Source organism: Nostoc sp. LEGE 12447, assembly GCF_015206985.1.
Lineage (GTDB): Bacteria > Cyanobacteriota > Cyanobacteriia > Cyanobacteriales > Nostocaceae > Nostoc.
On record NZ_JADEXT010000013.1, the window covers coordinates 15,890 to 41,924 of the forward strand.

Sequence of the window (26,035 nt, forward strand, 5' to 3'; positions counted from 1 at the left end):
TGAAAATTAGATAGGTATTTATTGTCATAAAATCTTACTCTAGTTTGAGTTATAGTCAAATTCGATAGAGTAGAGATCAGCAAAATATGAATTTGAATATTGATTACGTTTAAGCAAAAAAATATTAAAATAAATTTAACTTTATATTTATAACTATTCCCAGAGAAAATTCACTGATAAATTCATCTAAATTTTACTTTATTTAGGTAAAATTACTGTGTAAACACAGAAGTATAATATCATAGGTAATATTGCACTCCAGCTATAATAAACAAAGTATAAACACTTGATATAGCTTGTGAATGTAGCACTATTATTCACTGGAATCTAGGATTGCTACTCAATACCAAACATTTATGTTGTAAGGGAGCAGAGGTAATGCAGGTAATCCGTCTGGAAGCACTCTCAGACAACTACATATTCTTGTTATATGACGACAAACGCAATATCGCGGCTGTTGTCGATCCAGCAGAGGCTCAACCAGTATTAAAGAAACTGGCAGAGTTAAAAGCTGATTTGGTAGCAATTTTTAACACGCACCACCATAACGATCATGTGGGTGGTAATAAGCAATTAATCGAACAATTTCCCCAATTGATAGTTTATGGAGGAGCTGAGGATCGTGGTAGAATTCCGGGACAAAAGGTATTTTTGCAACAAGGCGATCGCGTCGATTTTGCAGACCGCATAGCTGAAGTTATCTTCGTTCCTGGACATACCCGCGCTCACATCGCTTACTACTTTCCACCCCAAGAAGCTAGTGAGACAGGCGATTTATTTTGTGGTGATACCCTATTTTCCGGCGGTTGCGGTCGTTTATTTGAAGGAACACCGACCCAAATGGTAGATTCTTTAAGCAAACTGCGTTCTCTACCTGATAATACACGTATCTGGTGTGCCCATGAATACACCTTAAAAAATCTGCAATTTGCCTTAACTGTGGATGGCGACAACGCTGACTTACAAAGACGCTTCAACGAAGTAAAAGCTTACCGTAGTCGAGGAGAAGCTACCATCCCCTCACTGCTAGGAGTGGAGAAGCACACCAATCCATTTTTACGTTGGGATCAGCCATCATTACAATCAACTGTTAAGAGTAGCGATGGAGTGCAAACCTTTGCGCGGATACGGGAAATGAAGAATAACTTTTAGGGGTTAGGGATTAGGGATTAGGGATTGGGGATTGGGGATTGGGGATTGGGGATTGGGAATTCAACATGAAGAAGAGACGAGAGAGAGACTTGTTCAATAATTCCCCCTGCTTCCCCTGCTCCCTGCTCCCTGCTCCCTGCTCCCTGCTCCCTGCCCCCTTGCTTCTTGCCCATTCTCCATTCCCTTCAACTTTTTAGTGGGAATAGTTGCGATCGCACCCTTCCTTTCGCTACGATCTGTAAGCTTTAGGGTGTAGGCAAAGAAGCTTGGAATACAGCAGTGACATTGTGAGCTATCAAGCCTTACCCAAATTAATCAGATTTTACAGGAAAAACGATGGCGAAACGCGTACAGTTAGTTTTAAATCAAGATATCAGCAAGCTGGGGAAATCTGGCGACTTAGTGGAAGTAGCTCCTGGCTACGCTCGTAATTATCTGATTCCCCAGAAATTGGCAACTAATGCCACTCCTGGTATTCTCAAGCAAGTAGAACGCCGTCGCGAGCAAGAGCGTCAACGGCAATTAGAACTCAGACAACAAGCTCTTGAGCAAAAAGAATCTCTTGAAAAAGTTGGTAGCTTGACAATTGCCAAGCAAGTTGGTGAAAACGAAGCAATTTTCGGTACTATCACCACCCAAGATGTTGCAGATGCAATTAAGGCAGCCACCGGTCAAGAAGTGGATCGGCGTGGAATTACCATCCCCGATATTAACCACCTTGGTACTTACCAAGCCGAAATCAAGCTGTATTCTGATGTAGCGGCACAAGTCGATATTCAAGTCGTCGCTAGTTAACTCAGAAAGGGGACGAGGGAGCAGGGGTAACAATTCCTGACTCTGCCAATTTTAGATTTGGAATTTTGGATTTTTGATTGAAGAAAAAAATCTAAAATCTAAAATCTAAAATTGCATGACTCCCATACTCCCGGCTAGCAAAATCGTCAAAACTAAAATCGTTTATGGCTGAAGAACTGAATTTTAAAGGTGATGGTAGTGATCGCCTCCCCCCACAAAATATTGAGGCCGAAGAAGCGATTTTGGGGGGTATTTTGCTAGATCCAGAAGCGATTAGTCGAGTTAGCGATCGCCTCCTTCCCGAAGCTTTTTACATTAGCGCCCATAAAGATATTTATCAGGCAGCTGTAAGGCTCCACACCCAAGGTAAACCCACAGATTTGCTTTCAGTCACAAGTTGGCTGACTGACCATGAGATGCTTACCCGCATAGGCGGCAGAAATAAACTAGCAACTCTGGTAGACCGCACAGTCTCAGCCGTGAACATCGATGCCCTCGCAGGGTTGGTGATGGAAAAATACCTGCGGCGGCAGTTAATTAAAGCTGGCAATGAAATTGTACATCTTGGTTATGAGACAGAAACCGAGTTACCAACTGTTTTAGATCAGGCAGAACAGAAAGTATTCGGCGTAACCCAAGAGCGTCCCCAGTCGGGTTTAGTTCACATTTCTGATACTCTAATTAATAATTTCCAGGATATTGAGGATCGAAATCAAGGTATCGCCTTACCTGGTGTTCCCTGCGGATTTTATGATTTAGATGCCATGACCAGTGGCTTTCAACGCTCTGATTTGATTATTGTCGCGGGCAGGCCATCAATGGGGAAATGCCTTAGCCATGATTCAGAAATAGTTTTGGCAGATGGAACAATTACCACAATTGAAGAATTATATAAACAACGTCATGGCTCATTATTGACGTTAAATAATGACTGGAAATTTACCTTTACTCAACCCTGTGCATTTGTAGATGATGGTATCAAACCAGTTTTTCGGGTAACAACTCGCTTAGGTAGGTCTATTGAAACTACAATCACCCACCCGTATTTGACTATCAAAGGCTGGCAAAAACTAGAAAATCTGAAAGTTGGTGATAAAATCGCTATCCCGCGAAAAATAGATGTGTTTGGCTCACATTCTATGCGCGAGTGCGAAGTCAAGTTATTAGCTTATTTAATTGGCGATGGCGGCTTAACTAACTGCACTCCACGATTTACAAATGGTAATTCATTACTGCAAACCGATTTTTTGCAAGCAGTTGCGGATTTTGATGGTTTAACAGTGCGTTGGGAAACTTCTCAAGGAAAACGCACACCATCACTTTGTGTTCGAGGAGATTTAGAATTTATTGCTAGTCAAAGACAGGTTTTTGCTGAAAGTTTTAAACTAGCGATTCAATCACACTCATTGACAGGAAAAGAAATAAGTCAATTAATTGGAGTCAGTCCTACTTTACTTTGCGCTTGGAAGCAAGGAGTCTGTGTACCAAATTTAGAAACTTTTGAGCTATTATGCGAAATTTTACAATTAGAGTCAGAAGAGTTTGTATCTTATGGATTTGCCTGCATGAGCAAATCTCGGAAGAATTCGCTAACGCTTTGGTTAGAAGAATTAGGTTTGTGGGGCAAAGATGCTCATTCTAAAACTATACCAAACATCATTTTTAAGTTAAAGCGATCGCAAATAGCCTTATTCCTTAATCGTCTCTTTGCTACTGATGGATGGGCTGCACTGCTTACTAGCGGTCAATCACAGTTAGGCTATGCAACAGTCAGCGAAAAACTAGCCAGACAAATTCAACATCTTTTATTACGATTTGGCATTATTGCATCTCTCAAAAAACGGTCTGTTAAGTATAAAAACACCCGAAGGACAGCGTGGCAATTAGATATTACTGATGCCTTATCTATTAAAACCTTTATCGCCGAAATAGGTATCTTCAGTAAAGAAGAAGCAATAGAAAAAGTTGCAGCAGCAATATCTCAAAAAAGATATCAAACCAATCGTGACTTGATACCTGTAGAGATTTGGGAACAAATAGCATTAGCAAAAGGTAATGAAACTTGGAGTAATTTAGCTAGACATGCAGGGATTCAAGGTTATACAAATATGCATGTTGGTAAACGTGCCCTAAAGCGGGAAAGGCTTTGGATACTAGCTACAGCTTTAGATAATTTACCACTTCAACAGTTAGCAACCAGTGATGTTTATTGGGATGAAATAGTTGCGATTGAGTCAATGGGTAACAAGCAGGTTTATGACTTAACAATTCCAGAAACACACAATTTTGTTGCTAATGATATCTGTGTACACAATACAGCCTTTTGCTTAAACCTTGCTCATAATATAGCTGCTTCTTATAAATTACCAGTTGCTTTTTTCAGCTTGGAAATGTCCAAAGAGCAATTGACACAACGTTTATTAGCTAGTGAAGCACAAATTGAAAGTAGTTATCTGCGAACTGGTCGCCTCAGTCAAACACAATGGGAACCTTTAAGCCGTGCTATTGGTATCCTTTCCGAGATGCCAATTTATATTGATGACACGCCGAATATTACAGTTACACAAATGCGTAGTCAGGCAAGAAGGCTGCAAGCGGAAGTTGGAACTGAATTAGGATTAATTGTAATAGATTACTTGCAATTGATGGAAGGAGCAGGCGATAATCGAGTTCAAGAATTGTCAAAAATTACGCGTCAACTCAAAGGTTTAGCGCGGGAATTATCTGTACCAGTTATTGCTTTATCTCAGTTAAGTCGAGGGGTGGAAGCGCGTACTAATAAGCGTCCGATGTTGTCAGATTTGAGAGAATCAGGTTCGATTGAACAGGATGCGGATTTAGTAATAATGTTGTACCGCGATGAATACTACTCTCCCGATACTCCTGATCGCGGCATTGCAGAAGTAATTATAGCTAAACACCGCAACGGGCCTACAGGGACAGCGAAACTTTTGTTTAATCCACAGTTTACAAAGTTTCAAAATTTAAAAATTTAGCCGTTGAATTGGGGACTGGGGATTGGGTACTGGGAAAAGCCAATGCCCCATGCCCAATGCCCAATGCCCCAATCTTTACTTAACTCCCAGCAATTCCACATCAAAAATTAGAGTTGCATTGGGTGGAATCACGCCACCAGCACCACGAGCGCCATAGCCTAACTCAGATGGGATGATTAACTTACGACGACCGCCTACTTTAATCGTGCTAACTCCCTCGTCCCAACCTTTGATTACCTGTCCTACACCAATTTTAAAGCTGAAGGGTTGGCCGCGATCGCGTGAACTATCAAACTTAGTACCATCTTCTAGAGTGCCGACATAGTGAACTTCAACCGTTTGTCCTGGTTGAGGAGTCGCCCCAGTCCCCTCTTTTAACTCCACATACTTCAATCCAGACGGAGTGGTTACGGCATTAGCGTCAGACATAGTATTACTCGCAATTAAGATATTGTTTTCAGTTACAGTTGTGGCCGCTGGCGGCGTTTGGGTTAACTGGGCAGCAATGGCAGTATTCTGTTTACTGCCTACTTGCCCCACAGCCAAAAGCACAACACACACCAGCATGAACGCCACGCTGAGGAAAATTGGTTTCAAAATCAGTTCTCCTTACTTAAGTATCCTGGCAAAAAGATTACCAATAGGACACAATTAGTTTAAATCAGAAAGGACATCTTAACGCCAAAGCTTATTTTCCAAATCGCGCAACTGCCGCTCTAAACGGTCAATTCTACCCCGTAGTTCGTCCACTTCCGACTGTCGAGCTACCCCTAAATCTTGCATCATATTTCGCATTTGTCGTTGCATTTGGACATCCCAGTTTCCCTGCTCCGACTTTAACTGCTGGGCAATATCATCTATAACTGCCTTAGCTTGCTCAGGATTGAGCTTACCATCTTTAACCAAGTCATCGCTGACTTGGCGCAGTTTTTCTGCTACTAAAGACGTTGTGCCAAGACCCATCATCATTAGCTGTTGTAACCAGTTGTTGTTATCCATATTCCCTTCCTCTTACTTGTGTCAAAGCAGCTGACCCTTGCTCCTGAGTGTAGGCAATCAAGCTATGCGAAAAGCGTAGTTCTTCTAGCCTACATCTCTATTTTGGCAAATTAGCAAACACAGGATCGTAGGGTGTGATTATAGAACTACTCAAGTTTGAGGCTGCCCCGCATTTAAGGGAAAATTTTATCCAGAAAGACACGCAAATTTGAACAACAGCGCTGGCTGAATATCCTGGTTTTCTCGGTAAAGAGGTCTGGATCAACCTCAACTATCCTACATAAGTTATGGCGAACAGTCTCAATTAACCAAAACAAGGGGATTTTGCCCCTTGTTGGAAGGTAAGTAAAATTCCGTCACAGCCACTAATGAAGTACAGCGTAAATTCAGCCACCATCCCAATTTAATACTTCTCGGTTAAAGGGAAAAGGGTAAAGGGAAAGAAAAAACCTTTAACCTTTTCCCTTTTCCCTTTTCCCAAACCCGATTCCGAGTTAAAAATGCACAAAGCGAGAAGTATTGCATCCCAATTAACTAGACAAATAGGGGCAATATCCTGCGGAAAGCCGCTTTACCCCTAATTGTTGAGGGTAGTTCAACTTTTGTCACAGTGACTAGTGAAGCGATCGCCCCAAAAAATTATCATAATCCGACTTGAATTTTAGTTAAATTTGTGAACGCCATTTCTGAAAGGCAATCTCGTAATCCTCTGATTTACTCTGATAAACGCTCCACCAATGAAAAAATAATCCTAAACCCCATCCTAATGCTGGGAAAATAGCCCAAAAATAACCAGGACTAGTGATTAAATTCAAGAGAATGAGAAATAAATTTACTGCCAGGAAGGAAACAAAATGCCCCCAAAAAGCTCTGCGTCGGAAAGTATTAAATGTGCGTCGTGAGCGTTCCTCTTCTTGCTGAACTAACCACTTTTTTTCAGTTTTTTCCAAAATATCAGAAGAAATACCTAATTCAGATGCCATTTCTATAAGCTGTTCTCGTGAAAATTCACCTTCCTGTTTCCGGGTGAGTGCTATTTCAAGGATTTTTTGCACATCTTCTGAATCGTAAGTCATTTTAACTACCTTATAAGTTTGTGTGTAAATGCGCTTTTGATTTCACGAAGTTTTCAATAGGCTTCGTTCAATTCAGTTAGCGAACGTCTCCACATTTTGCACCCAATACTTAGTGACATTCACAACCTTATTATTTTCTCACAACTGATTTAGGGCTACTGTATTTGTCAATACCTAAACCCTTATTTTCGCGTAGGAGCAATTCATGAATTGCCCCTACAACGTATAGTTTTGCGTTGATAAAAGAGGAATAAAACTAAGTGTATTAAGAAGACTTGGAACTTAAGCCCCCTATTAAGAGTTAATGCTTAAATCCCAAGTCTTGTTATTTGAAATCTAAAATTCAGTGAGCGAAAATATGATTTTCAATCAGAAATCATGAGTATCATATTCGGCAGTTCAGAGATTTAAGGGAGTGTAGATATCATCCGAGTTTGCATTGAGGTAAGGACGTTGCAATTCAATTTCCCATAATGAAAAATGCCGCAGAATTGCTGCTATCCTATCCTCTGGCGTATCATTACCTAGATGCCAAGCCTCAAGCAAACCATTAGCAACAATTTGGCATCGATGTGTACCAAAACTTTCTTGGTCGCCAAATTTACGGTCTGGTTCTTCAGCGATCGCTAACCCTGGTGCTATAAACTTGGTAAATAAAGGTACTTGCTCCTGAAAATACACTTGATTTTCTTTATATACTCTCTCTATGACTGGACGAACAAGTTCATAGTCTTTTTTATCAAAATAAAGCACTGCTGAGTCGTAACGCCCATACTCAGAAGGGTTATACAATGCTTTAAATGAGAAAGCAATAGGTATAGCATTGAGTTGGGTAGTCAAATCGTTCATGACTGCAACTGAGCCTTCAGGAGTCAAATTGAAGTAGACACGTACCAGAGTTTGATAATTTCGAGCCATAGCTGCATTAGCAACTGCCATATAAAATCCGTTTTGTACAAGATTCTTAGGCATTTTGATTGCTACCGAGTCACCGATATTAGCCGCTTGTTGTAAGCTATCGGGTTCAGTGTACAGCTTTAAATCGTTTTTATACACTACCAAAGTACCATCGATGTCTTCTTTTATAACCAGCCAATCATGACTCCAGTAGCCTACACCTCTGTTATTTTCATGCAAGCGATCGTAAAAAGCTATATCTACGCCAAATAATGTATTGTTTTCGAGATTTTGATTCAAACCCAAATTCGTTGCTTCTGCATTGGATGACAAAATACTTTTCGATGAGCCGTTGTAGTAGAGGGCGTAAAGTAAACTACGTAGTTGATAACTCAAAAACTTATTTTGAAAATCTAAAGATAATTGCTGAAAGTGAGAGACTAATGATTCTGGTACTTCCACTGAACCAAAATCTGGATGTCTAATACAGTGGTGAGATTGGATTTCAACCTTATGAGCGATATCTTGTAGTGATGTCTCCAATAACTCTGGAATCTCTGACAGTTGATTTCCCAGCGAATCTAATAGTTGCATAAAAACTTGCCTGTCAATAATGTGGAGATATAGGGACAGACAAACAAAAAATGTTTGCGTCCCCTTGTTGACTTGGAATTTATTTTGAAGCAGGAGATAAGTTAACGGGAGAGAGGGCTGATGCATCTACACCAAAAATTGTTGGTATCGATGCTTCTGGACGGCATAATAAACTCTTAGCAACCTGGAGTATGCAAATACCCTTATTACCAAAAGTTTTTTCGTGCTGGAGTTTGGCTTGAATAGATTTAATCAAAGCGAAACCGCAAAACTGCATAACTCTCTGTAAAAAATCAGGACGATGTTCTATAATTTCGGGGAAAACAGAGAGATAAGCAATTACCAACTCTCTAATGGAAGGTTGCAGCAAATGTAGAGGAGTTGTTGCTAGACGTAAAGACTCTTGAATCGCCATTGTTTTACTAGTAATCATGCTGTGTAGCCAAAGTTGTAGATAGCTGGCTATCAGTGTTCCTAAATCACTAGCTGGATCTCCCCAAGCGCCACGTTCCCAATCAATTAATCGAATAAGACTATCATCTGAGGACGATTCATTAAAAGCGGCTTCTTCCCAACTCAGGGAGAGGAGAATATTGTTTAGTTTCAGATCGTTATGGGTTAAACAACAGGGAGTGAAGGCATTACTCAACTCTGCGATCGCCTGTCCTAAGCTATCATAACGTTGATAAAGAGACAAAAATTTTAGTCCATCGGTGGGCAACTTGCCAAAAACTGCCGGGGTAACTCTATCTATGCCAAGATTCAGGTTAGGAGTTCCTTGGCTGAATATTTGGAAAAACTCCTGATAGTCTTGACGGTCAATAGATAGGCGATGGACTGATGCTAAAGTAGTTCCAACTACCCTGGCAATCTCTACGGGAAATAAATTCAAATTCTTTTCCACATAAAAATCCATCAAATCCCGATAGTTAGTTAGATAATTGAAAACAAAGATTGAATTTTCAGGATCAAAATGTACTGCTTCCGAAAAATATGAGCGAATGTCGGTTAGTTCTAGGAAAGTTTGCAAAAAATTGTGAACTCGCCATTCTTTGAAAAATTCGCCAGCAGTCCTTCCCTCTCGTTTGTAAGGCTCTTGCTTAATTAGGAGTTTCCGCTCATCTGGTAAGCTGACTAATAAGTTAAAGTTTTTAGCAGGTTTTAGCTCTATTTTGCTTAAAGACTTTTCATCTTGAGTACATAATCCCTGAAGAATCAGGTAATCAAAAGCATTTTGAGAACTCAATAAGAATGATGTCATAGCTTCAGTTAATCGTCAAAGTTAACAACTAAAAATTCTTGCGTAATTAGAAGACATTCTTAATAGATTGATCATCTATTATGTCTACATCGCTATGTGGAGATTGTCATACAATACCTATTGTTTCCGGATGTACGAATCAATCAATAAAATCTTAAAGCAACTCCAGTATTTTTGCACTTTTTGAATCGATTCACTATTGAGTATTGAATGATTTTGCTAACTCTGCAACTTCATGGATAGTAAATGCCAACAATGCAAATTGAAGATTTTTCAAACCATAGTTAAGAATCTGAGCAATATCGTCATCTGCACCAGCATATATAGATATGTAATCTATGTTGCTAATATCTATGAGTAAACCTTCTGAATCATCGACATGAAGATCAGAAATAGTAATTCTTGACATGGATTTCAATTCCCAAAAACATTGATCAATTAGTCAATATGAGAATAATTAAGCATCAATTACTTAATCATCTCACTCGTAGTCAGGAAAAAATTAATAAAATTGATCAACTGCTATGATTGATATTGATGAAGCTGTAAATTGCTTAATCCGATAGGCTATCGTTATTTTTGGTAATAAAGAAAGCTGATTATTAATCATATCGGTTTATTCAAAGCTATTTATTACAGCAGATTTGAGAGCGATTAAGCAATACACAGCTTAATCGCTAATTCAACAAGTTCCACAGAGCAATGTAGCTCAGTAGTAAACTACAAATTAAAAATGAGTATCAACGTCGCTGAAGGACTTGACGATGTGTGCAGTCAAGCTAGCTCCGAAGCCTAACAATGCGAACTCTTGTCCCTTAACACCGTAAGCTAATAGTGGGCCTAAACCACCGGCAACACTGGAAACATCATTACCACCACCATAAACAGTGATAGAATCTACATTGTTTAGGTCGTTGAGGAAGCTTTCAGAATCTTGGAACAATTCAGAACCGGTGGTATTTAGTTGTGAAAGAGCGATACTAGCCATAATTTTCTCCTAAGATAATTGTCACAATTCAGCAGATTTGACAGCGATTAAGCTGTGTATTGCTTAATCGCTAATTCAACAAGTTCCACAGAGCAATATAGCTCAGTAGTAAACTACAAATTAAATCCAAGTATCAGCATCGCTGAAGGACTTGACGATGTGTGCAGTCAAGCTAGCTCCAAAGGCTAATAATGCAAATTCTTGTCCCTTAATACCGTAAGCTAATAGTGGGTCTATACCTTCGCCAACATCAGAAACATCACCATCACCACCACCATAAATAGTGATGGAATCTACATTGTTCAGGTCGTTGAGGAAGCTTTCAGAATCTTGGAACAGTTCAGAACCAGTGGTATTTAGTTGTGAAAGAGCGATACTAGCCATAATTTTCTCCTAAGATAATTGTCATAATTCAGCAGATTTGAGAGCGATTAAGCAATACACAGCTTAATCGCTAATTCACCAAGTTCCACAGAGCAATGTAGCTCAGTAGTAAACTACAAATTAAATCCAAGTATCAGCATCGCTGAAGGACTTGACGATGTGTGCAGTCAAGCTAGCTCCGAAGCCTAACAATGCAAACTCTTGTCCCTTAACACCGTAAGCTAATAGTGGGCCTAAACCACTGGCAACACTGGAAACATCATTACCACCACCATAAACAGTGATAGAATCTACATTGTTTAGGTCGTTGAGGAAGCTTTCAGAATCTTGGAACAATTCAGAACCGGTGGTATTTAGTTGTGAAAGAGCGATACTAGCCATAATTTTCTCCTAAGATAATTGTCACAATTCAGCAGATTTGACAGCGATTAAGCTGTGTATTGCTTAATCGCTAATTCAACAAGTTCCACAGAGCAATATAGCTCAGTAGTAAACTACAAATTAAATCCAAGGATCAGCATCGCTGAAGGACTTGACGATGTGTGCAGTCAAGCTAGCTCCAAAGGCTAATAATGCAAATTCTTGTCCCTTAATACCATAAGCTAATAGTGGGTCTATACCTTCGCCAACATCAGAAACATCACCATCACCACCACCATAAATAGTGATGGAATCTACATTATTTAGGTCGTTGAGGAAGCTTTCAGAATCTTGGAACAGTTCAGAACCAGTGGTATTTAGTTGTGAAAGAGCGATACTAGCCATAATTTTCTCCTACAATAATTCGTCCCATTTGAAGAGACTTTGGCAGCGATTAAGCTGTGTATTGCTTAACTGCTGATTCCATTTTTATTCATAAATTTTATAAAAATCAAGCTTGTAAGCCTGATTTGTAAGACATAAATCAATGGGTTACGTCTTTATTGATGGCTTTATTTTTATTCAAAAAATGTTTAGAAAACATCCTATTTTTTTGTAAAAATTAGCGATCTAAAGATTACAAACTTCTTTGATAAGTCGAGAGTCTAACTTTTCATAAATCAATACGCTTGGGTTAAGAAGAATAGTAGGTTGGGTTGAGCAACAGTGAAACCCAACATTACAGCAATTTGCAGCTAAATGAGGTACAAAACCAAGGATTCACAAATCAAATTATTCTTCTCCCTCCTGCCTCCTGCCTTCTGCCTCCTGCCTCAAAACCAGTGACTTTGTACCTCATACAAAAGAAAACTGCTGTATCAAGGCTTTGTTGGGTTTCGTTCCTCAACCCAACCTACACCTACACCATTTTTAGTTTTTAGCTTTAACTGAACCGCATTGGTCGCTGATTAGTATATTTCAAGTTTGTAAAATACAAAAATACTTCACCTGCTCTGTCACGAACCTTGGAGACGAGAGGGGTGTATTTCATCAAAGTACCGAATGAAAGTTTTCAGACTTGTGAAATCCTGTGTAGATAGGCATGATATTCGACAGGGCTAGACTGACTTTAATAAAAGTATAGAGTTGTGTATTCAATCAATTGCAAACATCTGTAAACAAAAATCGTGCGCTCTTAATTTATCTAAGAGCGCACGAGCTTAATGACTATAAAATTCTGATTGTTCACAATTATTGTAAACCAGTCAGTTGTTGCCGTAGGTCTACTATTTGCTGTTCTATGTTACTTAACCAATCATTAACAGTCTCTTTTACATTTTCCCTTGAAAGCGCGCCAGAAGTATCTTCATCGTCTCTTCTTGATCTTCTTCTTCTTCCACCCTCTACAGTTCTCATTTCCCAATCGGTTAGTTCGGTGAGCAGATTCACGTCACTATTAGGATGCAGGTTAGATATTAAGATCATGACTATTGATGTACCTCCCAAAATCTAGTGATATTAATTGATCTAGTCTGAGATAACATTAAGCTAAAAATCCAGACTCCATCATTTGTATTTTGCAATAAAATCTTAGTCATTTAACTTTTTGGGGCTAATTTTCAAGACATAACTAAAGGATTTTCGTCTTTAAAAGAGATGATTTATATTTTGATATCGTTTGTCTCCCTAAATGAGTAGAGACGCGATAAATCGCGTCTCTACTTATTGTTACGATCGCAATTTGGATTAATTCTTCGCCTGTGGTTGCGAACCAGGAATCGTTACATCTATTGGTGTCACCGTTGCTGCTAACTGCGTCAATGGCGGTTGAATGGCGGTTTGATTCCCCACCACTAGAGTCACAAGCTTTTCTGGCTTGAGGTATTCTCGTGCTACCCGTTGCACGTCAGCAGCTGTGGTGGCGGCGACGGCTTTTTGATAGCGAAAGAGAAAATCAGCCGGATAGCCGTAATATTCGTATCGCATCAACCTTGATAAGGTTTGGCTGGGGTCTTGAAAGTTGAATACAAAGGAGTTGAGTGTAGACTCTTTGGCAAAAGCCAGTTCTTTTGCTGGCACTCTTTGAGTTTGAATGCGCTTGATTTCAGCTTGTAAGGCTTTGACAAATTGCACGGTAGCATCCGATCGCGTTTGTCCACCAGCAACAAATATCCCAGGATAGTCGTAGCGGGGACTCCACTCGCCATAAACAGAGTAAGCTAAACCTTGGCGCGATCGCAATTCATTAAATAAGCGTCCACCAAATCCATTTAACACCCCATTTAATACATCCAGCGCTGCATAATCGGGACTGTCAAACCGTCCGCCTAAATGGCCGAGAAGCACACTACTTTGGGTTAATTGTGGCTGATTGACAAAAAAGACTCCGCCTGTGTTAGCTGGCGAAACTGATGGTAATTTGGGTTTGGCAATACCTGGGTTGCGATTCCAGCCCCCAAACTTAGCTTGAATGAGCGATCGCATTTTCTTAGAGTCAAAATCCCCCACAATCCCCAAAATTATATTATTGGGGTGGAAATATTGCTGATAAAAGTTGAGCAAATCCTCACGTTCAACCTTATCCACCGTTGCATACTCTATGGTGCGAGAGTATGGACTATCTTTCCCATAGATCAATTTCTTAAATTCTCGACTAGCAATTCCATCTGGATTATCATTACGACGGGCAATGCCACCTTTCGCTTGCGTCTTAGCCAAGTCTAGCTTTTCTTGAGCAAATGCTGGCGATCGCAGTACCTCGGCAAATAGCCCAAACACCGTTTCTAAATCTTCACTCAATGCATCAAAGCTAGCACTACCAGAGCTTTCACCAATACTAGCTTCTACAGATGCCGCTCGTTGTTCCAACATTTCGTTGAGTTCATCAGCCGAATGTTGCTTAGTTCCCCCAGTTCGCATTACCGCGCCTGTAAAACCAGCTAACCCAACTTTCTCCATTGGTTCCAAGCGATTTCCTGTCCGCACAAATGCCGTCCCATTCACCAACGGCAATTCGTGATCCTCCATCAAATAGACAACCAAGCCATTTTGGAGAACAAACCGTTCATATTTCGGTATTTTAATCTCAGGTAACGGTGGCAGCTGCAACTCACTATAATGCTTTGCCTCAGTCGTCGCCGCCAGAGAAAAATTACAAGTTAAAAGTAAACACGCAAAAACAGCAACCAAAGCATAAATTAACCCCTTCCCATTTTTGATTTTCAACGCCATCCGCCTTTTACCCTTCACCTTGTACCTCTGCATATCTCTCTTCCTTTGCGCCCTTTGCGGTTCGTTTCTCTTAACCTTCTTTCGACAATAATTTCCCAATCGTGCGATTCCCCGGCGTAAAAGTCTCCTTCGCCACTCGCACAATATCAGCCGTCGTTACCGCCGAAATATCATCCAACTGCTTAAACAAATTCCGCCAAGAGCCAGTTTTCACCTCATATTCCAATAATTGTTGAGCCATCCCCATATTTGAATCGAGGGTACGCAGCAAACCCGCCCGTGCTTGGGTTTTCACCCGTTCCAAATCAACCGCCGCGACAGGCTCAGTTTTTAATTTGTCAATTTCTTGGCGCAAGGCCACCGCTACTTCATCAACTGTATGACCAGGAGCCGTAAGAGCATAGAAAAATATTAGGTTTGGATACTTATCTCCAGGGAATCCACTGTAACCTTGAGCATTTAGCGCCAAACGCTGTTTTTCTACCAAAGACTTATACAAGCGTGACGTGCGCCCATCACTTAATAAACTGCCAATGATTTCATAGGTTGCATTATCTGGGTGGGTAACTGCCGGACGATGATAACCTTCTAAATACCAGGGTTGAGAAGGTAGTTGTACAGTAACTTCTTGTGTTTGTTTTTGTGGCGGTTCCACCGGGATTTGTTCAACAGCTTTGGTTTTTGCTTTATAGCGGCCAAAATAAGTTTGCGCCAGTTTTTTCACCTCAGCCGGGTTAACATCTCCGACAATAGCGATCGCTAAATTACTTGGTACGTAGTGAGTATCAAAGAAATTCTGGACATCATCTGGTGTCAGATTGCGGATATCTTGGTCATAACCAATCACCGGACGCTTGTATGGATGGACTTTGTAAGCAGTATCAATAAACTTTTCCACCATTTGTCCAATGGGTGAATTCTCTATCCGCATCCGTCGTTCTTCTAAAATTACATCTTTCTCTTTATAAAACTCACGACGAATTACCGGATCGAGAAACCGTTCCGACTCCAATGACATCCACAGTTCCAGCTTATTGGCAGGAAAACTGTAAAAATAACGGGTAGCTTCGGTTGAAGTATTGGCATTTAAACCCACACCTCCTGCTTGTTCGACAATTTGTCCCAATTCGTTTTGCTTGACAAGCTTACCTGCTTGTGATTCTACTTGCTTAAACTCAGTTTCTAACCGCGCAATTTCATCTTTTTTGCCGTCGGCTTTCGCTGCTTTAATTTGAGTATCTAACTGCTGCAATTTATCTAGTAGAGGTTTTTCTGCTTTGTAGTCTTGTGTACCAATGCGCGTTGTACCTTTAAACGCCAAATGTTCCAGAAAGTGAGCTACACCGGTTTTACCATCTGGCTCATCCACACCACCAACATTTGCATAAGTCAGGAAAGAAACCACAGGCGCTTGATGCCGTTCTAAGACAAGGAATTTTAGACCATTGTCGAGGCGAAACTCCGTTAATTGTTTAATGACTCGATCCAGATAAGGTTGGATCGAACTTTGAACTGGTGGAGTTTGAGTTTTGGTTTCTTGAGGAGGTGCAATTTGAGTTTGAGCTAGAGCAATTTCTGGTAGTAATCCCCACCAGAAAACGATCAAAGCCAACAAAGTGACAAACAACCGCCGTAATATGACAGATACAGAAGTTACACAGAAGAGATCCCCCAACCCCCTTAAAAAGGGGGCTTTTGAGATCCCCCCCTTTTTAAGGGGAGCCAGCGCGGTCTTCTCTGCGAGACGCTGCGCGATAGCGAAGCGGTAGCGAGTCATCGAGCGTCTGGGGTCTCCCCAAGTGGAGCGACTGGCGTGGGTTAGGGGGGATCTAATTTTTAGGCTTTGAGTGCGTAAGTCCTGCAAAATCCCCAATCTAAAATCCAAAAATGACCGACTGATCTGGTTCATAAGCAAAAATTAAGATAAAGTTACACTACCTGAGAAACAGGATACTTAGCAAAAGGACGTTAATGTTGTATTAAGCTTGTTGAGCTTTTTTACTTGACGTTAGACAATAATGCTACAAATCGTGTTCCGCACATTTCACCATAACTGTTATGCGAGTTTTTAATTCTTCCCCACCCTCAGAGGCTCAGACGCGCACCCGAATTTTACAGGCAGCACAACGGCTGTTTGCTTCTCAGGGATTTGACGGCACTACCACCCGTGATTTAGCGCAGGCGGCAGGTGTAGCTGAAGGCACTTTATTTCGTCATTTTCCCAATAAAAAAGCAATTTTAGTAGAAGTAGCCACGAGTGGCTGGGTAGAAATTTTAACAGATTTGCTAACAGAATTAAGTGAAATGGGCAGCTATAAAGCTGTAGCTCAAGTGATGCGTCGCCGGATGTGGAACTTTCAAAAAAATGCCGATTTGATGCGCGTTTGTTTTATGGAGGTGCAGTTTCATCCCGATTTGCGCGATCGCATTCAATTAGAAGTCATTACCAAAATGACCGATGTCGGCGAAGCATTCTTTCAAACAGCTATGGATAAAGGCATTTATCGCAAAATGGATGCAAAGCTAGTTGCTAAAGTCTTCTTGGGAATGTTTGCGATCGCAGGTTTTTCTAACAATACCCTCATCGAACCTGACGCTTCCCCCCAACAAATGCAAGAAATGGCTGAAGGACTTGCTGATATTTTCCTTAATGGTGTTTTAGCTAAGGATTAGGGACTGGGTACTAGGTACTGGGTACTGGGTAGTTTCCTCAATCCCCAATCCCCAATCCCCAATCACCTAATTGCTTGCGCTTGCTGACTCCACTGTTGTACTAGCTCAATTGCTGGACACAAATCTCGTCGCTGCATTGTTGCTACTTGCAAGCGCATAATTTGTTGGTGCAATCGATGAGTGGGAGTCTGTGCCAACTGTGCCACGGAACCAATACCTGCGTGGAGCAATAAACCACAATATTGTATGCCTACACTAGGAATACGCGCCAAGTCAGCTAAAGCCATCCATTTATTTACATACTGAAGATGAATCTGTAATTTATTTGCTAACGCCAGCCGTGCCTCTAGAGTCTTTCCTTGTTTGACTAGCGCTACTGTGGTATCAATCCCACAATTTTGCAGTTGTGATTGTTCGTCGTGGCTTAGTCCAGGTAATTGCTCGATTGGCCAGTCACGAGATGCAACCAGATTTCGATTATTTGTATTTTTAGTAGACATTTTAAAACTAAATATTGCCATTGCATCGACTGACAATGTGATTGCATCAACTGACAATGCCATTGCATCGCCTGACAATGCCATTGCATCAACTAACAATGCCATTGTATCGCCTGACAATGCCATTGTTTTGGCTAGGAGGGGTCCAGAATCCCCTTCTGAACAAAACCTCCTGCCTCCTGCCTTCTGCCACCTGCCTCCTTCAAATGGTAAATAACTCACCTCGCAGAACAGTTACCGCTTGTCCAGCCAGAAAAACGCGATCGCCTCCGTCATAGCGTACTTTTACCACTCCACCGCGACGAGATGCTTGATAAGCCAATAACTCATCTTTGTGTAAGCGATCGCGCCAGAAGGGAGCAAGACAGCAATGGGTAGCGCCAGTTACAGGGTCTTCATCAATTCCTAAACCCGGTGCAAATAAACGAGAGACGAAATCATATTCAGAATCAGAGTCGGTGAGGCTGGTGACAATGATCTCAGAAATAGGCAAAGTTTTTAATATTTGAAAATTTGGCTGTACTTGCCGTACCAAATCTTCAGATTCCAATTCCACTAAATAGCCAAAAGAATTTAAAAAAACAGATTTGTATGGTACACCCAAAGCAGCCTTAAGTTCTCGTGGGGCGATTGTTTCTTGTGAGTGATTAACAGGAAAATCTAACTCAATCCACTCACCTTGCAACTTAGCAATCAGCACTCCGCTTTTGGTGTAGAACCGCGCAACTTGATTCTCTGACAAATGCCCCTCTGACCAAAGTACATGGGCACTAGCTAAGGTTGCGTGACCACAAAGAGGTACTTCTATTGTCGGCGTAAACCAACGCAGATTGAAGCCATCATCCTGTCTAAATAGAAAAGCTGTCTCAGATAAATTCATCTCCTGCGCTACATTTTGCATCCAGCGCTCATTTTGGTGAGTAGGCAAAACACAGACAGCAGCAGGATTTCCTGCGAAAGGTCTATTGGTAAAAGCATCAACCTGAGTAATGATTTGTCCCATTAGAGTCACCCTAAAAATTAGACAGCAATATACTTATCAGGAGTGTGTTAGAGATTTATGCCAATAGTTAAGATTATTTTTAAGCCCATTGCTACGCGTCTAAACCGCACTAGAGTTCATTTAAGCATTTATTGTTTTTCTCTGTATCCTCTGCGCCTTGTTCCAAAGACAAAAATTTATAGCTTTAACCCAAGCGTATTAGTCTATAGGAGTTTTCGATGTGGAATAGAGCCACTGGTTCATAAGGGCACACAACCATGCTGTTACATCAAAATGGAAATCGCCATATACAGTACCTTATAAATTAGGAATACAATCTCCAAAAACTAGGGTCAATGTCTAAGCAAAACGGAAATATGGGGATAAAAATCTTTAGAAGCATCTTTGCTGCTGTCAACTTAGCGCTAATTTCTGGAGGATTAGTTAGTTGTGCTGTTGAAGTACCACAGCCACTTGCACCAACAGAGCAACAAAAACCAGTCGTACAACCTAACCAACAACCTAACCAGAACGACAAAGATGATGATGATGATGACAAAAATAGTGATCGCAAAGATGATAAACACGACGAGAAAGACGAGAAAGATGATAACGACTAAATAAGTTGGCGCTTAAAACCCTTACTAATGACCAATACTTCTCTGCGAGACGCTACGCGTAGCTTGCTTCCCCGGAGGGGTACGACTGCGCGCAACTACCGCGTAGTCGAAACTCAGTACAAGTGACAAAGGACAAATGACAGCCTTAGCCAGTTAGCTTTAATTGCGCCGACTTACTTAAATAAAGGCAAAACTATAACCTTGGGTTTCCATTTATGCTTATCCCACAAACTTCTACTTCCCTCACCGATTGTTTACGCCTGCGACGGCAAAAATTAGCAAACCTCATTAGCTTTCCCGTAATTCTGTGGTCAGGTAGCAACAGTCCCCGCAACTTTCCAGCAAATCCCTTTCCATTTCGCGCTAACAGTCATTTCCTCTATTTTGCCGGACTGCCATTATCAAATGCGGCAATTCGTTTAGAAAACGGCAAGCTAGAACTATTCATGGACGATCCATCACCTAGTAGCACCCTTTGGCATGGAGAAATGCCAACGCGCAATGAAATAGCCCAGAAGATTGGGGCAGATGTGGCTCGACCAATGACAGAATTAGAGTCTTGGGTGGAAGATGCTGTCACACTTGCTGTACAAGATGCAGCGACATGGACGCAACAATCGCAGCTATTAAATAGATGGGTTTTACCCCAAAGTCCTCCCCAAGGAATTGACTTAGATTTAGCTAAAGCGATCGCCTCTATCCGCCTCACTCACGATGAAGCTGCATTAACCGAGTTGCGAAAAGCTGCTGCTGTCACTGTTGAAGCACACAAAGCTGGGATGGCAGCAACACCTCAAGCCAAACTAGAAGCAGAAGTTCGCGCAGCGATGGAAGGGGTAATTATTGCCCATAATATGACCACCTCTTACAACAGTATTGTCACCGTTCACGGCGAAGTTTTGCATAACGAACACTATCACCACCCCTTGCAACCAGGTGATTTACTACTTGCCGATGTTGGCGCTGAAACTGAGATGGGTTGGGCAGGTGATGTCACTCGCACATGGCCAGTTTCTGGTAAGTTTTCATCTACCCAGAGAGATATTTATAATGTAGTGCTGGAGGCTCATGATGCTTGCATTGCCAGAATACAGCCTGGTGTAGAGTATGAGGATATTCATCTATTAGCTGCCACAGTTATAGCTGAAGGTTTAGTAGAGTTAGGCATTTTCCAAGGGAATCCCCAATATTTAGTAGAGATGGATGCCCACGCGCTGTTTTTCCCTCATGGTATCGGTCATCTACTGGGTTTAGATGTCCATGATATGGAAGATTTGGGAGATTTAGCGGGGTATGAAGAAGGACGGAAAAGGAGCGATCGCTTTGGCTTAAGCTACCTCCGCTTAAATCGTCCCCTGCGTCCAGGAATGTTAGTTACAATTGAGCCTGGTTTTTATCAAGTGCCAGCAATTTTAAATGATGCCAATGTTCGCTCAAAATATCAGAATGTGGTCAACTGGCAACGTTTATCTGAATTTGCCGATGTGCGCGGAATTCGCATTGAAGATGATGTTTTAGTTACCGCAGAAGGTAGCGAAGTTTTAACAGCCGCATTACCGAATGATGCCGATACTATAGAAAATTTAGTAGGTCGTTAATCTAACCTTTAAAAGTGGTAAAAATTTTGGTGAATAACTCTTTACTCTGTGTCCTCTGCGCCTCTGTGGTTCAAAAAATTATAAACCGCAGAGTCACAGAGAGCGCTGAGAAAAAATAAGAGATTTTACGAGTCACCTTGAAAGGGCTAGTCGCTAATCTGTCCATAATGCTTTGTTAAGTCAGGATGTTACCTAATGATAAAAAACCCTATAGGATTACTACTCAACGGAGTTATTGTCAGCTTCGGACTATTGCCATTATTAGCTCAAGCACAGCAGCCAGTATCGTTTTCTGATGCTCAAGTTGCGGCGATGGTAGAAGCATTGCGACAGGCTGCACCGCAGACAAAAAATCCCAACGATGGATATTACAGTGAATGGCAAGTGAAACCAGAAACCCTCAAAGGCTGGACAAGAACTTGTCTCAAACGAGAACTAACACCGACACAGTTTGAAAACAATCCTGCGATCGCTCGCCAAGTTGTCTCTTGCATTACCCGCCGTGAGTTAACCAATCAGTTTCGCGCCACCAACAATAATGAAATTGCATCTGTGCGTGGCGCAGCTTGTTGGTGGATGACTGGTAGCTATACAGGTTGCAACAAAGGTTTCACTGCTGAGTATGTGCAGAAAGTTGTCCGTTTTTACCAACAACAGCGTTCTAAACCGACAGCAACTCAATCATAAAATTTCATCAAAGTGCCTAACGCGCCCCTATTTAACACGGTGCGTTACGCTATCGCTAACATACGCAATAGAACTCATATTTGATTGCGTGAAAAAACTCCGTACAACTCAAAAAGCCTTCTTGACTATTGCCTATTGCCTCTTGCCTTCCCACGTAAGTATAGCTACGCTACGCGAACCAAAATCAAACCAGATTCCTATATTTAAGATTTACTTTATAAATAGTCATCTCAACCTATAATCTGAAAAATAAAGAAGGGAATACTAAAAGTAGGTATTTCAGTTTCTTTATACTTTATGATAACAAACAGTCCTGAAACGTCGAACTTATTAGACCTGCAAGAGTGTCACAAACAGCTACAGTTGACGGTTCAGTACCAAAAAATATTGGCGAGAATTCTGGCTAAGATTCGCGCTTCTGTAAATATAGAATCCATCTGTTCGACTTCTTGTCAAGATATTTGTCGGCAATTAAAGATTGAGCGAGTTGCAATCTACCGCTTCAACACTGACTGGAGCGGTAGTTTTATTAATCGTTTTGGCTTTGCAGAACATCCTTGGGATGCATTGACTGCCTTTGGACAGGACTTGGTGTGGCAAGATTCGCATTTGCAAGAAACTCAGGGAGGGCGATATCGCAAAAATGAGCCGTTTGCTGTGACTGACATTTACGATGCAGGGCACGCTCGTTGTCATATTGAAGTATTAGAACAGTTTCAGATTCGGGCCTATGCGATCGCACCGATTTTTATTGGTGCAAAATTATGGGGAATGCTTGCAGCCTATCAACACTCGGCTCCTCGGCAATGGTATCCTCACGAAGTCGAATTTTTTGCCCAAGCTGCCAGTCATCTTGGTGTGGCAATGCAGCAAGCAGAAAATTTAGAACAGACTAAACAACGCACAGCAGAACTGCAAGATGCGATCGCACGGCAACGTGCTTTGACGGAAGTGGTAGGAAATATTCGCTCCTCTGTGAATCCCGAAATTATTCTAGACACTGCCTGTCAAGAACTATGCAAACTCCTGAAGTTAGAGCGGGCAGCAATTTATCGCTTTAATGAAGATTGGAGCGGCGAATTTGTCAGCCAATTCGGGATGCTAGAGCCGCAGTGGCACAGAATTCATCCTTTTGGCAAAAATCTCGTTTGGCAAGATACCCACCTCCAAGAAACCAAAGGTGGACGCTACCGCAATAACGAAAGTTTTGTTGTTAACGACATCTACCAAGCCGGACACTCGCGTTGTCACATCGATATTCTGGAGCAATTCAAGATTCGGGCATATACCTTAGCACCCATCTTCATCGGCCCAAAACTGTGGGGACTGATAGCAGCCTATCAACACTCCGGGCCGCGCCAATGGGCAAATTACGAAGTGGAGTTCCTGGCACAGGTAGGGGCACAATTGGGAGTGGCGATTCAGCAAGCCGAGAATTTGGCTCAGTCGAAACAACAGGCAGTTGCTCTCAAAGATGCGATCGCTCGCCAACGGGCACTAACTGAAGTAGTCGGTAAAATTCGCTCCTCTCTCAATATTGATTTAATCCTAAAAACTACTTGCCAAGAAGTGTGCAAACTGCTGCGAGTTGAGCGAGTTGGCGTTTATCGCTTCAATGAAGATTGGAGTGGTGAATTCGTGAGTAATTTCGGCATGGTTGAGGCACAGTGGGACAGCATCAATCCCTTTGGCAAAAATCTCGTTTGGGAGGATACCCACCTCCAAGAAACCAAAGGCGGACGCTACCGCAACAATGAAAATTTTGCTGTAGAGGATATTTACCAAGCTGGACACTCGCGCTGTCACCTTGAGATTTTGGAGCAGTTCAAGATTCGTGCTTATGCGTTAACCCCAATTTTTGTAGGACGGAATTTGTGGGGATTGCTGGCTGCCTATCAACATTCTGCACCGCGCCAGTGGGATAGTGTGGAAGTAGAATTTTTGGGACAGGTTGCTAGCCAACTGGGAGTAGCACTGCAAAGTTCTCAAATGGTGACTCAAATTCAAACTCGTGCTGATGAACTGCAACAATCGGCTGAACAGCGCCGGATTTTATTTGATTTGGTCGTCAAAATTCGGGAATCGTTAGATTTAGAGACAATCCTTAAGACTACAGTACAGGAAGTGCGGCGATCGCTGAATACAGATCGAGTCGGCATCTTCCGCTTCGATCCGAACGTCGGTTTTTGCAGTGGTGAATTTATTGCTGAAGATGTGTTACCCAAATTCGATTCTGCTCTCGCTGTGAAGGTGCAAGACTATTGCTTTGGCGATCAATATGCACCGCAATATCGCCAAGGGCAAGTGCAAGTTATATCTGATGTCAACAGCGTTGGCTCCAAAGTACCTCATCTTGATGTGATTGAGCGATTCCAAGTCAAAGCACAGATTATTGTGCCATTGATGGAAGGTGATGAACTGTGGGGGTTGTTGTGCATTCACCAATGCACCCATACACGTCATTGGGAAGAAGCGGAATTGGAATTTGTCACCCAAGTGGCGGCTCAACTGAGTGTAGCGCTGCGTCAAGCCAACTTGTTTCAACAATCTAGTTTGCTTGGTCAAACTCGTGAAGAAGCGAATCAACTCGCGCAGACTCTAAATGAACTGCGGACTGCCCAAATGCAAATTATCCACGCTGAAAAAATGGCCAGCTTGGGGCAACTGGTAGCGGGAGTTGCCCATGAAATTAATAACCCGATTAATTTCATCCATGGCAACTTAGAACACGCCCACCAATACACGCAAGAATTGCTTCGCTATGTGCAGCTTTATTGGCATCATTATCCTGATGCCGCACCAGAAATCAAAGAGTTTTTCAAAAAAGCCGAAATAGAGTATTTGGTCGACGACTTACCTAAATTATTCCAATCCATGCAGGTTGGCACTGAGCGGATTTGTGAAATTGTCACCTCTTTACGGAACTTCTCACGTTTAGACGAAGCCGATTTCAAGCCAGCAAACATTCATGAAGGCATCGACAGTACATTGATGATTTTGCAAAACCGCTTGAAGCCTTCAGGTGATAGCCTCACCATTCATGTGAGCAAAGACTATGGTAAGTTACCTCTGATAGAATGCTATCCCGGTCAGTTGAATCAGGTATTTATGAATTTGCTGTCCAATGCCATTGATGCTCTAGAAGAACGAATCACGCAGGAATCTTCTGAAGGACTGGCAAAAAACCCCAGCAAAATCCGAATTTCTACCTCCCTGCTCAATAAAGACTGGATTGTGATTCGCATAGCCGATAATGGACTCGGCATAGATGAAAAAGTCCTCTCTCGACTATTCGATCCATTTTTTACTACCAAGGTTGTCGGTAAAGGCACAGGACTGGGACTATCTATCAGCTACCAGATAGTAACAGAGAAACATAACGGCAAAATCTACTGCCAATCTGAACTTGGCAAAGGTACAGAGTTTGTGGTTGAGTTGCCGATTTGTCAAGTTACAACTAGAAAATCAGTAGCTAGTTAAGGGGTTAGACCAGGAATAAGCAAAGAGGCAAAGTGATGATTTTTGCCGACTCACTTGACAAATTATCACTCGGCACACATTACTGTTTTGGTAGCAGTTGTATTACATAATTGCTTTACCTTTTCGGCAACCCAATCAACGCGATCTTTTCCCCAAAATCTCTCGCCTTCGACTACCCAAGTCGGGACTCCGGGACAGCCAAACTGTTCGTATTCTGCCAAAGCTGCCACTGCTGCTTGTTTGGCTGCTTCCCCGTAGATTAACTCAAGAATGCGATCGCCATTCAACCCAACATCATTTGCAACTTTCCTAATCACAGACTCATCGTTAACATCAAGAAGATCGATGTACGTCGCTCGAAAAAAAGCTGCATCCAGCAGATGCTCCTTCCCAGTTCCACAAGCAGCGTAATACGCTCTTGCAGGAAGTTCTTCCCGACCAAATTTCATTTTTTCCCAGCGCTTGACCCACCGACCAAATTCTTCAAGTTCCTTGAGCCGAATTTCAATGCCGTACTTTTTCGCCCACCGCAAACAATCTTCTTTGTGATACGACGATAACAAAGCGCTTTCACTTCGTCCTTGTAAATCAACAACCTTTATACCTCGCTCTTTCGGTATGTAGATTGGTCTTCGTTCAATATCAACAGGTAAACCCTGCAATGCTTTTTCCGCAAGAGCAATACCAATATATGAATTTGACGAGTGGTAGATCGAGTATGAATATACTTTGATTCGCTGCGACATCTATCTAAATTAATTT

25 protein-coding genes and 1 pseudogene are annotated in these 26,035 nt (G+C 41.8%); 9 read left to right on the plus strand and 17 right to left on the minus strand.

Annotation, left to right across the window (positions count from 1 at the left end):
* Positions 1-378 precede the first annotated feature (378 nt).
* The gene (gene gloB, locus IQ274_RS15470) at positions 379-1,152 is read left to right on the plus strand and encodes a hydroxyacylglutathione hydrolase (protein ID WP_194142784.1); all 774 of its coding nucleotides are present in this window, start codon (positions 379-381) and stop codon (positions 1,150-1,152) included.
* A gap of 17 nt (positions 1,153-1,169) precedes the next feature.
* On the opposite strand, the gene IQ274_RS15475 is transcribed toward gloB, so the two are convergent.
* On the minus strand, positions 1,170-1,325 hold the full coding sequence (locus IQ274_RS15475; protein ID WP_194142785.1) for a hypothetical protein: 156 nt from the start codon (positions 1,323-1,325) through the stop codon (positions 1,170-1,172).
* 163 nt (positions 1,326-1,488) lie between these two features.
* On the opposite strand from IQ274_RS15475, the gene rplI reads away from it, so the two are divergent.
* Positions 1,489-1,947, plus strand: coding sequence for a 50S ribosomal protein L9 (gene rplI, locus IQ274_RS15480; protein WP_012409356.1), 459 nt, complete (start codon positions 1,489-1,491; stop codon positions 1,945-1,947).
* Positions 1,948-2,111: 164 nt separating this feature from the next.
* A complete protein-coding gene (gene dnaB / locus IQ274_RS15485; protein ID WP_194142786.1) occupies positions 2,112-4,943 on the plus strand; it encodes a replicative DNA helicase in 2,832 nt (943 codons plus the stop codon).
* Positions 4,944-5,018: 75 nt separating this feature from the next.
* Here the strand turns inward: dnaB and IQ274_RS15490 are convergent, their stop codons facing one another.
* A complete protein-coding gene (locus IQ274_RS15490; protein ID WP_041565406.1) occupies positions 5,019-5,540 on the minus strand; it encodes an FKBP-type peptidyl-prolyl cis-trans isomerase in 522 nt (173 codons plus the stop codon).
* A 78-nt stretch (positions 5,541-5,618) separates the two neighbouring features.
* Positions 5,619-5,942 carry a phasin family protein gene (locus tag IQ274_RS15495; RefSeq protein WP_012409359.1) on the minus strand — a complete coding sequence of 108 codons (324 nt, stop codon included), beginning with the start codon at positions 5,940-5,942 and terminating at the stop codon, positions 5,619-5,621.
* A gap of 134 nt (positions 5,943-6,076) precedes the next feature.
* Here IQ274_RS15495 and IQ274_RS36555 point away from each other — a divergent pair.
* A pseudogene (locus tag IQ274_RS36555) lies at positions 6,077-6,223 on the plus strand (TIGR03792 family protein); the annotation flags it as partial.
* Positions 6,224-6,607: 384 nt separating this feature from the next.
* Here the strand turns inward: IQ274_RS36555 and IQ274_RS15500 are convergent.
* From IQ274_RS15500 to IQ274_RS15550, 11 genes are all read right to left on the minus strand, one after another.
* Entirely contained in the window at positions 6,608-7,018 is a 411-nt protein-coding gene (locus IQ274_RS15500; protein WP_163937860.1) for a 2TM domain-containing protein, read from the minus strand.
* Positions 7,019-7,417: 399 nt separating this feature from the next.
* Positions 7,418-8,509, minus strand: a complete 1,092-nt coding sequence (locus tag IQ274_RS15505) for a T3SS effector HopA1 family protein (protein ID WP_163937857.1) — start codon at positions 8,507-8,509, stop codon at positions 7,418-7,420.
* 79 nt (positions 8,510-8,588) lie between these two features.
* Positions 8,589-9,770, minus strand: coding sequence for a phosphotransferase family protein (locus tag IQ274_RS15510; RefSeq protein WP_194142787.1), 1,182 nt, complete (start codon positions 9,768-9,770; stop codon positions 8,589-8,591).
* A 196-nt stretch (positions 9,771-9,966) separates the two neighbouring features.
* Complete coding sequence (locus tag IQ274_RS15515) at positions 9,967-10,179, minus strand: hypothetical protein (RefSeq protein WP_194142788.1); 213 nt, start codon at positions 10,177-10,179, stop codon at positions 9,967-9,969.
* A gap of 318 nt (positions 10,180-10,497) precedes the next feature.
* Positions 10,498-10,758: a hypothetical protein gene (locus IQ274_RS15520; protein ID WP_194142789.1), complete on the minus strand. Its 261-nt coding sequence runs from the start codon at positions 10,756-10,758 to the stop codon at positions 10,498-10,500.
* Positions 10,759-10,878: 120 nt separating this feature from the next.
* Complete coding sequence (locus IQ274_RS15525) at positions 10,879-11,142, minus strand: hypothetical protein (RefSeq protein ID WP_163927387.1); 264 nt, start codon at positions 11,140-11,142, stop codon at positions 10,879-10,881.
* A 120-nt stretch (positions 11,143-11,262) separates the two neighbouring features.
* A complete protein-coding gene (locus IQ274_RS15530; protein WP_163939754.1) occupies positions 11,263-11,523 on the minus strand; it encodes a hypothetical protein in 261 nt (86 codons plus the stop codon).
* Between the two features lie 120 nt (positions 11,524-11,643).
* Positions 11,644-11,907, minus strand: coding sequence for a hypothetical protein (locus tag IQ274_RS15535; protein WP_194142790.1), 264 nt, complete (start codon positions 11,905-11,907; stop codon positions 11,644-11,646).
* Between the two features lie 846 nt (positions 11,908-12,753).
* Positions 12,754-12,987 (minus strand): hypothetical protein, encoded by a 234-nt coding sequence (locus IQ274_RS15540; protein ID WP_163927386.1) that lies wholly within the window; start codon positions 12,985-12,987, stop codon positions 12,754-12,756.
* 261 nt (positions 12,988-13,248) lie between these two features.
* Positions 13,249-14,766 carry a M16 family metallopeptidase gene (locus tag IQ274_RS15545; protein WP_163927385.1) on the minus strand — a complete coding sequence of 506 codons (1,518 nt, stop codon included), beginning with the start codon at positions 14,764-14,766 and terminating at the stop codon, positions 13,249-13,251.
* A 37-nt stretch (positions 14,767-14,803) separates the two neighbouring features.
* Complete coding sequence (locus tag IQ274_RS15550) at positions 14,804-16,642, minus strand: M16 family metallopeptidase (RefSeq protein WP_228058206.1); 1,839 nt, start codon at positions 16,640-16,642, stop codon at positions 14,804-14,806.
* Positions 16,643-16,791: 149 nt separating this feature from the next.
* Here IQ274_RS15550 and IQ274_RS15555 point away from each other — a divergent pair, with 149 nt between their 5' ends.
* A complete protein-coding gene (locus IQ274_RS15555) occupies positions 16,792-17,406 on the plus strand; it encodes a TetR/AcrR family transcriptional regulator (protein WP_012409372.1) in 615 nt (204 codons plus the stop codon).
* A gap of 62 nt (positions 17,407-17,468) precedes the next feature.
* Here IQ274_RS15555 and IQ274_RS15560 read toward each other — a convergent pair whose 3' ends face one another.
* Both IQ274_RS15560 and IQ274_RS15565 read right to left on the minus strand, forming a co-directional pair.
* Entirely contained in the window at positions 17,469-17,906 is a 438-nt protein-coding gene (locus IQ274_RS15560) for a DUF4332 domain-containing protein (protein WP_163927394.1), read from the minus strand.
* A gap of 202 nt (positions 17,907-18,108) precedes the next feature.
* A complete protein-coding gene (locus tag IQ274_RS15565; protein ID WP_194142791.1) occupies positions 18,109-18,909 on the minus strand; it encodes a PhzF family phenazine biosynthesis protein in 801 nt (266 codons plus the stop codon).
* A 335-nt stretch (positions 18,910-19,244) separates the two neighbouring features.
* Between IQ274_RS15565 and IQ274_RS15570 the strand changes: the two genes are divergently transcribed.
* From IQ274_RS15570 to IQ274_RS15585, 4 genes are all read left to right on the plus strand, one after another.
* Positions 19,245-19,508, plus strand: a complete 264-nt coding sequence (locus tag IQ274_RS15570; RefSeq protein ID WP_194142792.1) for a hypothetical protein — start codon at positions 19,245-19,247, stop codon at positions 19,506-19,508.
* Between the two features lie 215 nt (positions 19,509-19,723).
* Positions 19,724-21,106 carry an aminopeptidase P family protein gene (locus IQ274_RS15575; protein WP_194142793.1) on the plus strand — a complete coding sequence of 461 codons (1,383 nt, stop codon included), beginning with the start codon at positions 19,724-19,726 and terminating at the stop codon, positions 21,104-21,106.
* A gap of 195 nt (positions 21,107-21,301) precedes the next feature.
* Entirely contained in the window at positions 21,302-21,793 is a 492-nt protein-coding gene (locus IQ274_RS15580; protein ID WP_175586514.1) for a hypothetical protein, read from the plus strand.
* A gap of 297 nt (positions 21,794-22,090) precedes the next feature.
* Positions 22,091-25,273, plus strand: a complete 3,183-nt coding sequence (locus tag IQ274_RS15585) for a GAF domain-containing protein (protein WP_194142794.1) — start codon at positions 22,091-22,093, stop codon at positions 25,271-25,273.
* Positions 25,274-25,338: 65 nt separating this feature from the next.
* Here IQ274_RS15585 and IQ274_RS15590 read toward each other — a convergent pair whose 3' ends face one another.
* Positions 25,339-26,019, minus strand: a complete 681-nt coding sequence (locus IQ274_RS15590) for a 2-hydroxychromene-2-carboxylate isomerase (RefSeq protein ID WP_194142795.1) — start codon at positions 26,017-26,019, stop codon at positions 25,339-25,341.
* Positions 26,020-26,035: the final 16 nt, after the last annotated feature.